Annotated in this window: 14 protein-coding genes; 10 read left to right on the top strand and 4 right to left on the bottom strand. The window is 35.2% G+C overall.

What is annotated here, in order from left to right; genetic code table 11:
• Window positions 1–11 precede the first annotated feature (11 nt).
• The 9 genes from ACYIAL_RS03175 (at window position 12) to hslU (ending at window position 7,685) form a co-directional block, all read left to right on the top strand.
• A complete protein-coding gene (locus ACYIAL_RS03175) occupies window positions 12–1,583 on the top strand; it encodes a cytochrome ubiquinol oxidase subunit I (RefSeq protein WP_483750959.1) in 1,572 nt (523 codons plus the stop codon).
• Window positions 1,584–1,602: 19 nt separating this feature from the next.
• The gene (cydB, locus tag ACYIAL_RS03170; protein ID WP_483750958.1) at window positions 1,603–2,739 is read left to right on the top strand and encodes a cytochrome d ubiquinol oxidase subunit II; all 1,137 of its coding nucleotides are present in this window, start codon (window positions 1,603–1,605) and stop codon (window positions 2,737–2,739) included.
• Between the two features lie 9 nt (window positions 2,740–2,748).
• A complete protein-coding gene (locus ACYIAL_RS03165) occupies window positions 2,749–2,859 on the top strand; it encodes a cytochrome bd oxidase small subunit, CydX/CbdX family (protein WP_160430099.1) in 111 nt (36 codons plus the stop codon).
• Between the two features lie 172 nt (window positions 2,860–3,031).
• Window positions 3,032–3,433 (top strand): tol-pal system-associated acyl-CoA thioesterase, encoded by a 402-nt coding sequence (ybgC, locus tag ACYIAL_RS03160; RefSeq protein WP_483750957.1) that lies wholly within the window; start codon window positions 3,032–3,034, stop codon window positions 3,431–3,433.
• The gene (gene tolQ, locus ACYIAL_RS03155) at window positions 3,430–4,101 is read left to right on the top strand and encodes a protein TolQ (RefSeq protein ID WP_160430101.1); all 672 of its coding nucleotides are present in this window, start codon (window positions 3,430–3,432) and stop codon (window positions 4,099–4,101) included. Before ybgC ends, tolQ begins: the two co-directional genes overlap by 4 nt.
• Before the next feature lie 2 nt (window positions 4,102–4,103).
• On the top strand, window positions 4,104–4,523 hold the full coding sequence (tolR, locus tag ACYIAL_RS03150; protein ID WP_160430102.1) for a colicin uptake protein TolR: 420 nt from the start codon (window positions 4,104–4,106) through the stop codon (window positions 4,521–4,523).
• A 27-nt stretch (window positions 4,524–4,550) separates the two neighbouring features.
• Window positions 4,551–5,654, top strand: coding sequence for a cell envelope integrity protein TolA (tolA, locus tag ACYIAL_RS03145; protein WP_483750956.1), 1,104 nt, complete (start codon window positions 4,551–4,553; stop codon window positions 5,652–5,654).
• 148 nt (window positions 5,655–5,802) lie between these two features.
• On the top strand, window positions 5,803–6,330 hold the full coding sequence (gene hslV / locus ACYIAL_RS03140; RefSeq protein ID WP_025316169.1) for an ATP-dependent protease subunit HslV: 528 nt from the start codon (window positions 5,803–5,805) through the stop codon (window positions 6,328–6,330).
• Between the two features lie 26 nt (window positions 6,331–6,356).
• Complete coding sequence (gene hslU / locus ACYIAL_RS03135) at window positions 6,357–7,685, top strand: HslU--HslV peptidase ATPase subunit (protein ID WP_160430104.1); 1,329 nt, start codon at window positions 6,357–6,359, stop codon at window positions 7,683–7,685.
• A gap of 53 nt (window positions 7,686–7,738) precedes the next feature.
• On the opposite strand, the gene asmA is transcribed toward hslU, so the two are convergent.
• The 3 genes from asmA to mltA form a co-directional block, all read right to left on the bottom strand.
• Window positions 7,739–9,622 carry an outer membrane assembly protein AsmA gene (asmA, locus tag ACYIAL_RS03130; protein WP_483750955.1) on the bottom strand — a complete coding sequence of 628 codons (1,884 nt, stop codon included), beginning with the start codon at window positions 9,620–9,622 and terminating at the stop codon, window positions 7,739–7,741.
• Between the two features lie 32 nt (window positions 9,623–9,654).
• On the bottom strand, window positions 9,655–10,236 hold the full coding sequence (gene dcd / locus ACYIAL_RS03125) for a dCTP deaminase (protein WP_160430106.1): 582 nt from the start codon (window positions 10,234–10,236) through the stop codon (window positions 9,655–9,657).
• A gap of 70 nt (window positions 10,237–10,306) precedes the next feature.
• Entirely contained in the window at window positions 10,307–11,398 is a 1,092-nt protein-coding gene (gene mltA, locus ACYIAL_RS03120) for a murein transglycosylase A (RefSeq protein WP_483750954.1), read from the bottom strand.
• Window positions 11,399–11,597: 199 nt separating this feature from the next.
• On the opposite strand from mltA, the gene cycA reads away from it, so the two are divergent.
• Window positions 11,598–12,971 (top strand): D-serine/D-alanine/glycine transporter, encoded by a 1,374-nt coding sequence (gene cycA, locus ACYIAL_RS03115; RefSeq protein WP_483750953.1) that lies wholly within the window; start codon window positions 11,598–11,600, stop codon window positions 12,969–12,971.
• A gap of 46 nt (window positions 12,972–13,017) precedes the next feature.
• On the opposite strand, the gene ACYIAL_RS03110 is transcribed toward cycA, so the two are convergent.
• A complete protein-coding gene (locus tag ACYIAL_RS03110) occupies window positions 13,018–14,043 on the bottom strand; it encodes a TerC/Alx family metal homeostasis membrane protein (protein ID WP_483750952.1) in 1,026 nt (341 codons plus the stop codon).
• Window positions 14,044–14,136 lie beyond the last annotated feature (93 nt).

The following is a 14,136-nucleotide window of genomic DNA, read 5'->3' as shown; positions in this document are numbered from 1 at the left end:
AGGGAGCGTTTATGTTAGATATAGTAGAAATTTCACGTCTCCAGTTTGCACTCACTGCAATGTATCATTTTATTTTTGTACCATTAACGCTGGGTTTAGCGTTTATGCTAGCAATTATGGAAACGGTATACGTTGTTAGTGGCAAGCAAGTTTGGAAAGATATGACAAAATTCTGGGGCAAGCTGTTTGCTATCAACTTCGCTGTTGGGGTCGCAACTGGCTTGACCATGGAATTTCAATTTGGTACTAACTGGTCTTATTATTCACATTATGTGGGTGATATTTTTGGTGCGCCATTAGCCATTGAAGGTTTAATGGCATTTTTCTTAGAATCAACCATGGTAGGTTTATTCTTTTTTGGTTGGGATAGATTAAGCCGTGGTAAACATTTAATGGTAACTTGGTGTGTTGCATTCGGTTCTAATCTTTCAGCACTTTGGATCTTAGTTGCTAATGGGTGGATGCAATTCCCAGTGGGTTCTGAATTTAACCCAATTAATTCACGCATGGAAATGGCGAACTTTTTTGAGTTGATTACTAACACCGTTGCTCAATATAAATTTGTTCATACTGTTGCTGCTGGTTATTTGACCGGTGCGATCTTTGTATTAAGCATCAGCTCTTATTATTTACTAAAAAAACGGGATGTCGGATTTGCAAAACGTTCTTTTGCTGTGGCTGCTCCCTTTGGTCTTATCATGTCAATTGTAGTTGCTATTATGGGCGATGAAGCGGGGCACGAACTGACAACTGTCCAACCTGCTAAACTTGCTGCCATTGAAGCTGAATGGGAAACTCAACCAGCACCTGCATCATTCAATGTGATTGCCTTTCCGTCACAAAAGAATAAAGAAAATTTATTTGCAATAGAAATTCCTTATGCAATGGGCATAATGGCGACGCGTTCATTTGACACGCAAGTAACTGGATTAAGAGATATATTAGCGAATAACGAAACGAGAATTCGTAAAGGTATTTTAGCTTATACAAATTTAGAAAAAATCCAACAAGGCAATCAAGATCCTGACGTCCTTAAAGCATTTGAGGATAATAAAGCTGATTTAGGCTATGGTTATCTAGTTAAACGCTTTACCGATCGTGATAATTTAACTATTCCTCAAGCGACTGAAGAACATATTAAAGCTGCGACAGAGGACTCAATACCTACAGTATGGCCACTATTTTGGGCATTTAGAGTGATGGTAGGTCTAGGTGTGTTAATGATTCTTGGGACTGGATTTGCGTTATGGACAACATATAAAAATAAAATTGGTGAAAAACGTTGGTTACATCGTTTATTAGTTCTATTTTTACCGTTCCCTTGGTTAGCCTGTGAATGTGGTTGGTTTGTTGCAGAATATGGACGTCAACCTTGGGCTATTCAAGATATTTTACCAACTGGAGTGGCAAATTCATCATTAACAGCGGGTGAAGTGTTATTCACTATGGTACTTATTTGTGGGCTTTATACATTGTTCTTAGTTGCTGAATTATTCTTAATGTTTAAATTTGCTCGCTTAGGACCAAGTTCTTTGGGCACTGGCAACTATCATTATGAAAAAACACAACCGATAACAAAATAAGGCATAGGGAGTATACACAATGATTGATTACGAAATTGTACGCGTCATCTGGTGGGTGCTGATTAGTGTTGTTTTAATCGGTTTTGTTGTCACAGATGGCTTTGATATGGGCGTGGGTATTTTATTACCTTTTATCGGTAAAACAGATACGGAACGTCGTATTATGATTAATGCAATTGCGCCTCATTGGGATGGTAACCAAGTTTGGTTAATTACCGCTGGAGCGGGAATATTTGCCGCCTGGCCTATGGCCTATGCTGCGTCATTTTCTGGCTTTTATATTGCGATGATTTTAGTGCTTTGTGCGCTGTTTTTTAGACCAATTGGTTTTGATTATCGCAGTAAGCTAGAAAATTCAAAATGGCGTAATTTATGGGATGCTGGCATTTTTGCTGGTAGCTTTGTACCTGCACTCGTTTTTGGGGTCGCTTTTGGCAATTTATTAGAAGGAGTTCCATTTAGATTTGATAACTCTTATCGCGTGTTTTATGATGGTAACTTCTTTGGTTTGCTTAATCCTTTTGCATTATTGACTGGCGTTGTGAGCTTAATGTTATTTGTTGCTCATGGTGGAGCATGGTTACAAATGAAAACATCAGGTGAGCTCTATTTAAGAGCCAGAAAAGCTACACAAATCGCTAATTTAGTTATGTTAATTACATTTGTGTTAGCAGGTGTTTGGGTGGCATTTGGTATTCATGGTTATGAAGTTACTAGTGTGATTGATTATAATGCGTCATCTAATCCGCTAAGTAAAACAGTATCTACTGATGCATCGTGGTTAGCCAATTATATGAATTATCCTATTTTATGGATAGTGCCTGCTTTGGGTGTAATATTACCACTATTAACTATTCTTTTTTCTAGTTTAAATAAAAATGCATTAGTATTTATTTCATCAATATTAACCATTACGTGTGTTCTATTCACCTATGGCATTGCAACTTTCCCATTCATTATGCCTTCAAGCATTATGCCAAATGCAAGTTTGACAATATGGGATGCATCATCAAGTCAATTAACACTTAATATTATGTTTGTTGTTGTTCTTATATTTTTACCTATTGTTCTTTTTTATACCATTTGGTCATATATTAAAATGTTTGGAAGACTGGATAAAAATCATATCGAAAATAATAAACATTCTCTTTATTAAGGAACTACTATGTATTACGTTTTATGGTTTATAGGACTTATTGCTGCATGTATGCTATCCGCTGTAATTGGCTTATGGGTTGAGCGAGACAGTAGCGAAAAAGAGTCTAATAACAAATAATATGATTTAAAAAGTAATAAAAAAGAGGTGGCAAATAGCCACCTTTTTTATTTTTGGATATGCTGTTAAAAATAAATAATAAATGATAATTGTTTTCATTTGATTTTTTTCATATCATAGTGCAGCGAATTTTGTATTCAGATATAATAGTCTCAAATTTAATTAGTGCGATTTGAACATGAAACAATTTATATGGAATGCAAGAGTTTATTATGAAGACACAGATGCGGGTGGTGTCGTTTACCATGCTAGGTATCTTGCTTTTTTTGAACGAGCTAGGACAGAAATGCTAAGGCAACTTAATATTAGCCAGCAAAAGCTATTACAAGAAAGTATTGCTTTTGTGGTTAAAAAGCTGGATATTAGCTACCATTTCCCAGCTCGTTTAGATGATATGCTGACTATTAAGACTAGTGCTGAGCAAGTTCGCAAGGCGTCTATTATTTTTAAGCAGACTATTTTTAATCAAAATAACCAAGTTATCAGCACAGCGGATGTTCTTATTGCTTGTGTGAATATCACTAAGATGAAGCCATGTGGGCTTCCTGAGTTATTAGTTTTGGAGTTTATATGAATATTATTGATCTGTTTTTGCAAGCAGGTTTGTTAGTAAAATGCGTTATGCTGTTGTTACTTATTTTTTCTGTTATGTCGTGGGCTATTATATTTCAACGAACTAAAATCTTAGGTAAAGCAACGAAACAAATTGAACAATTTGATAATAGCTTTTGGGCCGCTGATGATTTAAATGTGTTATTTGATAAAGCAAAATTTAATAAAGAAGATATTAGTGGTACAGAACATATTTTCTATTCAGGTTTTAAAGAGTTTTCACGTCTATATCAAATTAACCCAAATATGGCTGAATCGGCTTTAGATGGTGCATCACGCTCTATGCGCTTAGCAATGAATCGTGAGCTTGATATTTTAGAATTGCGTATCCCTTTTTTAGGTACAGTGGGTTCTATTAGTCCATATATTGGTTTGTTTGGTACTGTCTGGGGTATTATGAATGCATTTATTTCTTTAGGCTCTGCTAAACAAGCAACATTACAAATGGTTGCACCCGGGATTGCTGAGGCATTGATTGCAACTGCAATTGGTTTATTTGCCGCTATTCCTGCGGTTCTTGCCTATAATCGCTTGTCATTAAGTGTCAACCGAATTGAACAAAGCTACCTTAACTTTATTGATGAATTTTCAGCAATTTTACAACGTCAAGCCGTTGCTGTCAGGAAATAATTATGAGTAGACGTTCACGTTATACACCTAAATCTGAAATCAATATCGTACCTTTGCTTGATGTATTATTAGTGCTAGTGCTTATTTTTATGGCAACAGCGCCAATTATTAGTCAAAGTGTTGAGGTTGATCTGCCACAAGCGTCGGAATCTAAAACGGTCTCCTCTTCAGAAAATAAACCAATCATTATTGAAGTGTCAGGTATTGGTATATATTCATTGATTATTGATCAGAACCGTCAATCTAATTTACCACAAGAACAAATTGTTGCAGAAGTTAAGCAACAGATGTCACTTAACGAAAAAGCTGTTTTTTTAGTTGGTGGCGCTAAAGATGTTCCCTATGAAGAAATTATAAAAGCGTTGAATTTATTACAATCTGCAGGTGTTAAGTCTGTAGGTTTAATGACTCAACCAATTTAAATAAAATAATATAGCAAGAAGTTTGCAATGTCTTATAAGTCAAATTCAAAATTAAGTATAGCTATTATAGTATCCATTATATTACATGTGATTTTAATTATTATTTTGGGTTACCGAGCTATGTATGATAACGATGTTAACTATGGTAGCGTTAATGGAAATGCAATTGATGCTATTATGGTTGATCCTTCCGTCATGACCGAACAATATCAAAGGCAATTAAAGGCACAGGTTAGCCAAAAACAAGCAGAACAACAAAGGCAGCAACAAGTAGATGAGCAGGCTCAAAAACTACAAGAGCAGCAGCTTGCCCAACAACAGCGACTTAAAGAGCTAGAAAAGGAGCGTTTAAAAGTTGAACAGCTACAAAGGCAAGAAGCAGAGGCTGCACAAGCTGCACAGCTAGCAAGGCAAAAAGAAGAAGAAGCTCGCAAAGTGAAAGAACAGTTAGAAGAGCAAAAAAGACAGGCTGAAAAACAGCGTTTAGAGCAACAGCAGGCTGAATTAGCAAAGCAAAAAGCAGAGCAAGAGGCTAAATTAAAAGCAGAGCGAGAATTGTTGGATAAACAACGAGAAGAAACTTTGCGTAAACAACAAGAATTGGCGAAACAAGAAGCTAAAGCTAAAGCTGAGCAAGAACTTATTGAAAAGCAACGAATTGAAAATGAACGTAAACAAGAAGAATTAAATAAGCAAAAAGAAGAACAAGCAAAAAGACAAGCCGCTGAAAAAGCCGCTGCCGAAAAAGCAAAAAAAGCCGCACAAGCTAAAAAAGATAAAGAACTTGATAATCTGCTAGGTGGATTGACATCAGGCGCACCAACTCCATCAGGTGGTGCCGCTGCTCGTAAAGGTGTTTCAGATGGAGAACTTAATAAATATAAATCTTTAGTTCAAAATGCCATCAGTAATAAGTTTATTAATCCTAACAAATTATATAGTGGTCGAAATTGTGTGTTAGATATTCAAATAGCACCTGATGGCTTATTACTTGATGTTAGTGCAAAAGGTGGTGATGACGCATTATGTCGAGAAGCGCTTGCGGCGACTAAACAAGCTGTAATTCCCAAACCTGCAAGTGGTTTTTATAATCAAGTCAAAACGATGACAATTGACTTCCAACCGAAATAATTTTTATACGCAAACACGATGTTTTCTGAAACTTTTTTACAATAAATTATCTATATCTTCAAATGTGAATATTGAAATTACATTAATCATCCCAATATATCCTCTATTCATTTCGAATCAAGTTTTTAAGTAAAAGAAGGAGCAGAACATGACAACAATTGTCAGTGTCCGTCGTGAGGGGCAAGTCGTTATTGGTGGTGATGGTCAAGTCACGTTAGGCGAACGTATTATTATGAAGGGTAATGCCCGTAAAGTTCGTCGTTTATATAATAACAAAGTGATTGCAGGTTTTGCTGGTGGTACTGCTGATGCTTTTACACTATTTGAGTTGTTTGAGCGGAAATTAGAAATGCACCAAGGGCATTTAACCAAAGCCGCTGTTGAACTAGCTAAAGATTGGCGAACAGACAGAATGTTACGCAAACTAGAAGCATTACTTGCTGTTGCTGATGAAAGTGCATCATTGATTATTACAGGTACGGGTGATGTTATCCAGCCAGAAGATGATTTAATTGCAATTGGGTCTGGCGGTCCTTATGCGCAAGCAGCGGCTCGAGCTTTACTAGATAATACCTCACTTTCTGCACACGATATCGTACAAAAATCATTGTCAATAGCGGGCGATATTTGTGTATATACCAATAACTTCCAAACTATTGAAGAACTCAATTACTAATTAACCGAATTAAAGAGAATATTATTATGTCTGAAATGACTCCTCGCGAAATTGTAAGCGAATTAAACCAACATATCATTGGACAAGATAAAGCAAAACGTTCTGTGGCTATAGCATTGCGTAATCGCTGGCGTCGGATGCAGCTAGATGAAACATTGCGTCATGAAGTTACGCCTAAAAATATACTTATGATTGGCCCAACAGGTGTTGGTAAAACGGAAATTGCAAGACGTTTAGCAAAATTAGCACATGCACCGTTTATTAAAGTCGAAGCGACTAAATTTACTGAAGTTGGTTATGTGGGTAAAGAAGTTGATTCCATTATTCGTGATTTAACCGATTCTGCGGTAAAAATGATCCGTCAACAAGCAATTGAACGCAACCGTAATAGAGCGGAAGAATTAGCAGAGGATCGGATTTTAGATGTACTTGTACCACCAGCTAAAGATGGTTGGGGACAGGTTGAGAATAATTCTGATTCAGCTGCAAGGCAAGCTTTTCGCAAAAAACTACGTGAAGGTGCACTTGATGATAAAGAGATTGAAATTGAAGTCGCAGGTGTCAATATTGGTGTTGAAATTATGGCGCCTCCAGGTATGGAGGAGATGACTAATCAGTTACAGTCAATGTTTCAAAATTTAGGTGGACAAAAAACTAAACCACGGAAAATGAAGATCAAAGATGCATTTAAACAGTTAATTGAAGAAGAAGCTGCTAAATTAGTTAATCCTGATGATCTTAAACATGAAGCTATTGAGGCAGTTGAACAAAACGGAATTGTTTTTATTGATGAGATAGATAAAGTTTGTAAACGTGGTAACTCATCAGGTCCAGATGTTTCACGTGAGGGGGTGCAACGGGATCTGTTACCATTAGTTGAAGGTTGTACTGTGTCGACTAAACATGGCTCTGTTAAAACAGATCATATCTTGTTTATTGCTTCAGGTGCTTTCCAAACAGCAAATCCATCTGATTTAATCCCTGAATTGCAAGGTCGGTTGCCTATTCGAGTTGAATTACAAGCACTAACTAGTGAAGATTTTGAGCGTATTTTAACTGAACCAAATGCTTCACTTACGGTTCAATATAAGGCGCTAATGGCTACCGAAGGTGTTAATATCGATTTTACTCCTGACGGTATTCGTAAGATTGCCGAATCAGCATGGCAAGTGAATGAGCAAAATGAAAATATTGGTGCGCGTAGATTGCATACTGTATTAGAGCGTTTGATGGAAGAAGTCTCATTTGAAGCTAGTGAACTTGATGGACAAACTGTCACAATTGATGCTAAATATGTTGGTGATCATTTAGATAAACTTGTTGCAGATGAAGATTTAAGTAAGTTTATTTTATAATCAGCTTATATCTTAGACATAAAAAAGGTGAGTTTTGCTCACCTTTTTTATTGTTACTTTCTTAGTAATTCTCCTAAGATATCGGTAGCTCTTGATTTAGACTTCGAATTATCTTTAGAATTATGATTTTCTAATTTATCGCGAAGTTTTTCTAAACGTTCTTGTAATTTATCGCTCAGAACATCGGTAACTAATTTGCCAATATCAATTTGGTAACGAAGCTTAGTAAATTGACCATAAATGCGTAGCGGTATTGTCAACTTTTGTAGTTTTGCAATAGTTTCATTTTTAGCATTCCAGCCACCTAGCATTTTTAAGTTCAAATTTATATCCAAGTCCTGTTTTAATATTCCGACTTTGCCTGAACCATCAATGATATCAAGTGTTTCAGAATTAGCAGTTAAAGTTGAAAATTCCAAATTACCTTGTTTCAAGCCAGCATTGGCCGAAATTTTATGAAATTCGGTATATTTTTTTTGATTTTCAGGTGTTATGACATCTTTTGAATATTGAGCTACAGCATTTTGGATAATACTTTGAATATTCATATTGTTGAGTCTTGCATTAGTCACAATAATTGCCACATCACCCTGTAAGCTAGCTAATAATTTAGTGCCTGATACGCTGTTACTTTCTAAATCCCCAGTAGCGTTAAATAAGCCTTCTAGATCATGAGCTGTATCTATTTGGTTAAAAAATGAATTTAAATCAACATCAGTTATCTTGGTATTAAGTTTGACTAGTGTATTTTTTTGTTTGCCATTTGCAATACCTGTTGCAACTATATGACCCTTAGCAAAATCTAAACTGATGTTTTTAAATATTGCAATACCGTCATTATTAGTCATATCAATGTCAATATTGTTTAATGTTATTTTGTTGGCATTGATTTGTTTAATATTTAACTTAGCTTTAGCATTAAAAGTATTTAGAAAGCTTAATTCATTAGTGGTTTTTGTGATATTTGATACCACAGGCGAGGTTTGTTGGTTAGTTGTCTTTTTATTCGATTTTTCATCTATTTTCAAAAATGAGGAGAGATCGATTTTATCTGAATTTAATTGCAAATCTATGTACGGTTTATTTGCTAAATCTGCATTGATAGTACCAGTAAAATAATTGTCATTAATTGAAAAAGATAAATTTTGGCTTTTCAGCAAATTAGGTGTCTGCTGATAGTTAAATACGCCATTTATGTTACCTTTTAGTTCTTTGGTTGAATTAGCGACGCCTTTATAAGTGAAATCAAATTGTTTTAAGTTGATTGTTGCTTGTTCAGGGAATTGATTTAAATCGACATAAGCATGGGCGATGTATGATGCATTTTGTTGATTTTTATCAATATTACCGTTTAGATCGATTGAGATATTTTTATCTTTATTTTGTTCTACTATTAGATTAATATTTCTGAAATTAATGAGATCATTTTTATGTTGCAGCACCACAGTACTATCAGCAACTTCAAATTTATTTAAGCTAAATTTCCAATTAGATGAATTTTTTTGATCTTTTGAATTAGATGCCTCATGAGTATTAGCGTTAATAGATGGTCGGTTAGTATCATTTTTTGCAATATTGCCTTTACTTTCATCGGTAATGTTGATGATTGCTGATTTGATAAATACATTTTTAACTGATAATTTTTTTGAGAAAAGAGGTAGTAATTCAACATCTAGTCTCATATTATCTGCTGTTAAAATCGGTTTTTGAGCACCATTATCATATAGTTTTACTGAATCGGTTAGAATACTCACTTGTGGCCATATATGCCAGCGCAAATTGCCATCAATAGATAACTCATAACTTGTTTTATCTTTCACTGTATCAGAGATAAACCCACGAAAGTTGTTAGGATCAACAAAAACAATAAGCGAAAAAATACTAATTGTGATAAGTAGAATTAAGGCAAATAGAATAACCAATATTTTTTTGATCATATTAATGTTCCTTTATTATAGTTATAAACTGCTTAGTCTTTATCAATACGACTGGCGACAGCGCCATGTTGGTCTTTATATTTTGCATCTTGTCTTCTATTATATGGTCTTGCAGCAGATCCAGTAAGTGTTTCAAAACTGAGCGCTCCGATTGTCATTCCTGGTCTAAGCGCTAATGGGATTTTTCCTGAATTATAAAATTCTAAAACAATTTGTCCTTGCCAACCGGGATCGATGCGATGAGCTGTAACGTGAACCATAAGTCCTAGTCTGGCAAGCGATGAACGTCCATCTAACCAGCCAACCAAATTGTCAGGAATGGTGACTGATTCTAATGTTACCGCTAATGCTAATTCTCCAGGGTGTAGGTAAAAGGCATCACCCTCAGGTAATACAATTTCTTCACTCATCACTCGTTCTAACACTGCTGATACTTCTTCTTTAGGCCCACTTAAATCTATATAAGGTGTGGTATGTTCTCGAAAAGTTCGAAATTGGTTGCCTAATCTAACATCAACTGTCGCACCATTAATACTGCTTGTAGCAGGTTGCGGTGTTATTTTTAATTTACCGTTTTGCAAATACGCTTCGATATCTCTGTCGCATAATCTCATGAGCTATCCTCAATTCAGCTTGTATTGCTTTATTCTAACAGGTTCTTTTAATGGCGTCGATGTTAGTCGTTTAAGGCTTTAGCACCCATGCACGTCCATAGTGGTTATAGTATCCTGCTAATTCGCCTGGTTTATCACCAATGCCCAGATAAAGGTCAAAATGCTGGCCTTTTATCGCACCACCTACATCAAGAGCCACCATTAAACGATTTTCCCGTCTGCCACGATATGTGCCATCGTTATCAAGAAGAGGAACATCAACTAATACTACAGAACCAATAGGTATTAGTGAAGTATCAGATGCGATAGATGCATTGGCAACTAAAGGTACTGCCGCAGCTCCTTTTACTTCAGCGTTATATTGTGGTTCGAAAAACACAAATGAGTGGTTTTGAATTAACAAGTCTTTAAGTTTTGTTTCACTGTTATTGTTAGCCCAATTTTTGATAGCTTGTATCGACATTTTTTCTTTTTCTATTTCACCTTGTTCTACCAATAATCTTCCAATACTTGAATAGCCATGACCATTTTTACCACCATAGCTGAAGAAGACTAAAGGTGAATTATCTTCAAAATCAGCATAAGCACTACCTTGTACTTCCATAATAAAGTTATCTATCAAAGAATTGCTGTAGGCTATTTCAAGATTTTTATTGGCAAGTGCACCATTATAAATTTGTTCACGATTGGGTAATTGCTCTTCACTATCAGTGGGCATTTTGTAGATAGGATATTTAAATTCTATGGTAGGTTGGTTTCTTACTTTGATTATTGGGGTGTAATAACCTGTCAAATGTACATTTCCATACCCATCTTGTCCAGACATTTCATAGCTATTAAGTCCAACTTTATTAAACTCATCAGTTCCTAAAGAACGATTAATCCAAGCATCGATGGCTTTATAGATATGTTCATTTTTACGATACAAAGATGGTGATGATGATTTAATTTTGGCAATTTGGATAAGGTAGTCTGAAATATTTACAGGAGTACCTAACTTAGGGTAGTTTATGTTAAGTGGTAAAAAAAGGTTTCCATCTTGATATTGTTGACCTTGTTTGATTGGTTTATTTGAGACGCTTTGGCTACTAGTAGTTAGAAGGAATAAAATAAACAAAGTACATAAAAAATAAAAACGATAATAGTGTTCTTTTTCTTTCATCTTGGTAGATTATTATAATAAGTTAAGTAATATAGCTATTTATGCTACACAATTCTATTATAAGAAACTACCAATAATTATGAACTAACCATAAAAATTTTTCATAAAGATTCAGCTTGCGATTTAACGTTGGAGACTTTATAGTCCTATAATGAAAGAAATATTAGAACATTTTGAAAACTAAAAGGTAATAAAAGCGATGAGCATTACATCCTCAAAGCATGATCTAAAGCGAAACCTTTCTAACCGTCATATTCAATTAATTGCAATTAGTGGTGCAATTGGTACTGGCTTATTTATGGGCTCAGGGAAGACAATTAGCCTTGCTGGACCTTCTATTATTTTTGTGTATATGATTATTGGTTTTATCCTTTTTTTTGTTATGCGCGCAATGGGGGAAATTCTTCTTTCTAATTTGAAGTACAAGTCTTTTAGTGATTTTGCCAACGACCTTTTAGGCCCTTGGGCGGGTTTTTTTACTGGTTGGACTTATTGGTTTTGCTGGGTGGTTACAGGAATTGCGGATGTTATTGCAATTGCTGGATATGCGCAGCATTGGTTTCCTGAACTGCAATCTTGGATACCAATGTTATTGACGGTTGTCTTACTATTAACTTTAAATTTATTAACTGTAAAAATGTTTGGCGAGACAGAGTTTTGGTTTTCAATGATTAAGATTGTTGCAATTTTAGCTCTGATTGGTATTGGACTAATGCTTATTGTAACGGCTTTCCATTCCGAACAAACTGATACCACAGCTACATTTTCAAATCTATGGCAATACGGTGGTTTATTCCCTCATGGTACTATGGGTTTTTTTGCTGGCTTTCAAATTGCTATTTTTGCTTTTGTGGGAATTGAATTAGTTGGCACAACCGCTGCAGAAACAGTCGATCCGAACAAAAATTTACCTCGTGCTATTAACTCTGTGCCAGCACGTATTATCTTTTTCTATGTTTTTGCTTTAATCATTATTATGAGTGTCACACCTTGGACGTTAATTTCCCCAAATAAAAGTCCATTTGTTGAGTTATTTACTTTAATTGGTCTGCCTGCGGCTGCAAGTATTATTAATTTTGTAGTACTAACATCAGCTGCATCTTCTGCTAATAGTGGTATTTACTCAACAAGCAGAATGCTATTTGGACTTGCTAAAAAACAAGATGCGCCAGAGCCTTTTGGCAAATTATCAAGTCGTTCAGTGCCAGCGAATGGTTTAGTATTTTCGTGTGCTTGTTTATTTGGTGGTGTGGTTTTGATTTACTTAGTGCCTAATGTCATGGAAGCCTTTACTATAGTAACCACAGTTTCGGCTATTTTATTTATGTTTATTTGGTCGATGATTCTTATTTCTTATCTTGCTTATCGTCGTAAAAAAGTAAGCTTACATGAACAATCTCAATTTAAAATGCCCGGTGGGATTTTGATGTGCGGTGTCTGTTTAGCGTTTTTTGCTTTCGTGATTGTGTTACTTACTTTTGAGGCTGATACCCGCCAAGCGTTAGTAGCAACCCCTATTTGGTTTGTTATTTTAGGTGTGAGCTATTTTATTCGCTCTTTAAAACGCCAATGAATCTAAACTCAAAATGGCAGGAAATCCTGCCATATCATTATTGCATTTATTGAGCTTTACTTTTTTCTGGCCAGATAATACTGGCAATAATACCCAAAGCAAGTATGCCTAAAACGATATAAAGACTTGTAGTTGGATCGATATCAATACCATATCCCAATAAATGATTGCTTGCATTTAAAGCTAATTTTCCGGCAATAAAAAAGAGTAAGCAGATAACCGCCTTACCAAGATGAACTAAGTACTGTTTCATGGCTTGTAAAATAAAGTACATCGTTCTAAGACCTAAAATAGCAAAGATCATGGCACTATAGACGATTAGTGGTTCTTGGCTGACAGCAATTACCGCAGGAACAGAATCAAAGGCAAACATAACGTCACTGAGTTCAATTACAATAATACATAAAAATAGCGGTGTAGCATAAAACTTGCTTTTAGGTATTTTATCAACTAAATTTTTGTTTTCAGATTTAGTAAGTTCTGTATCAAGTTGTTTTTGAGATAATAAAAAGTGGTGGCCGACAATTTTGGGATAAGATGGAAAAATACGTTTGGCAATGCGAAATGCAAAGTGATTTGAGTAATCTTTGATATCTTGGTCTTTATCTTTATTTTTCAACATCATAATTCCTGTGCAAGCAACTAAGATTGAAAATACAAATTCCATCCAAGGACCCAAATATAACAAACCTGTACCAATTACGACAAATATGGCGCGAAATATAATAGCACCAATAACTCCCCAATAAAGTAAGCGATGACGATAATTATTGGGTACCGCAAACCACGAAAAAATAGCCATAATCACAAACAAATTATCGACCGATAATGCTTTTTCAAGGACATAACCTGTAATAAATAAGCTGGCTATAGTACTGCCATGATGAAGGTACAAATAGAGTGCAAACCCTAGGGCAACTATTATCCAAAATAGTGACCAAATAATGGCATTGCTTAAACTAATTGGTTTATCGTTATGGTGAGCATATAAATCAATAATAATTGCGGCTAGGGCTAGTCCAATAAATACCAATATAGTTTCTATTGGAAAGCCTAATGAGTCTTGAATCATAATTATATTACCTAGTATTAAATGCTATATGGAGTGAGTTTTGTTTCTTATTATGTTGAATCATTAAATAGATCATAATTATAAAAGTGATTG

The sequence above is a fragment of the Gilliamella sp. X-57 genome (assembly GCF_057063565.1).
Note: the sequence above shows the minus strand (reverse complement) of the source record. Positions and strands in the feature narration are given on the sequence as shown.

Excerpts from the sequence above, each read along its gene's own strand:
- cydB (WP_483750958.1), top strand. The coding sequence starts at position 1,603 with ATGATTGATTACGAAATTGTACGCGTCATCTGGTGGGTGCTGATTAGT.
- cycA (WP_483750953.1), top strand. The coding sequence starts at position 11,598 with ATGAGCATTACATCCTCAAAGCATGATCTAAAGCGAAACCTTTCTAAC.
- tolQ (WP_160430101.1), top strand. The coding sequence starts at position 3,430 with ATGAATATTATTGATCTGTTTTTGCAAGCAGGTTTGTTAGTAAAATGC.
- dcd (WP_160430106.1), bottom strand. The coding sequence starts at position 10,236 with ATGAGATTATGCGACAGAGATATCGAAGCGTATTTGCAAAACGGTAAA.
- mltA (WP_483750954.1), bottom strand. The coding sequence starts at position 11,398 with ATGAAAGAAAAAGAACACTATTATCGTTTTTATTTTTTATGTACTTTG.
- ACYIAL_RS03175 (WP_483750959.1), top strand. The coding sequence starts at position 12 with ATGTTAGATATAGTAGAAATTTCACGTCTCCAGTTTGCACTCACTGCA.
- ACYIAL_RS03165 (WP_160430099.1), top strand. The coding sequence starts at position 2,749 with ATGTATTACGTTTTATGGTTTATAGGACTTATTGCTGCATGTATGCTA.
- ACYIAL_RS03110 (WP_483750952.1), bottom strand. The coding sequence starts at position 14,043 with ATGATTCAAGACTCATTAGGCTTTCCAATAGAAACTATATTGGTATTT.
- hslV (WP_025316169.1), top strand. The coding sequence starts at position 5,803 with ATGACAACAATTGTCAGTGTCCGTCGTGAGGGGCAAGTCGTTATTGGT.
- tolR (WP_160430102.1), top strand. The coding sequence starts at position 4,104 with ATGAGTAGACGTTCACGTTATACACCTAAATCTGAAATCAATATCGTA.
- hslU (WP_160430104.1), top strand. The coding sequence starts at position 6,357 with ATGTCTGAAATGACTCCTCGCGAAATTGTAAGCGAATTAAACCAACAT.
- asmA (WP_483750955.1), bottom strand. The coding sequence starts at position 9,622 with ATGATCAAAAAAATATTGGTTATTCTATTTGCCTTAATTCTACTTATC.
- tolA (WP_483750956.1), top strand. The coding sequence starts at position 4,551 with ATGTCTTATAAGTCAAATTCAAAATTAAGTATAGCTATTATAGTATCC.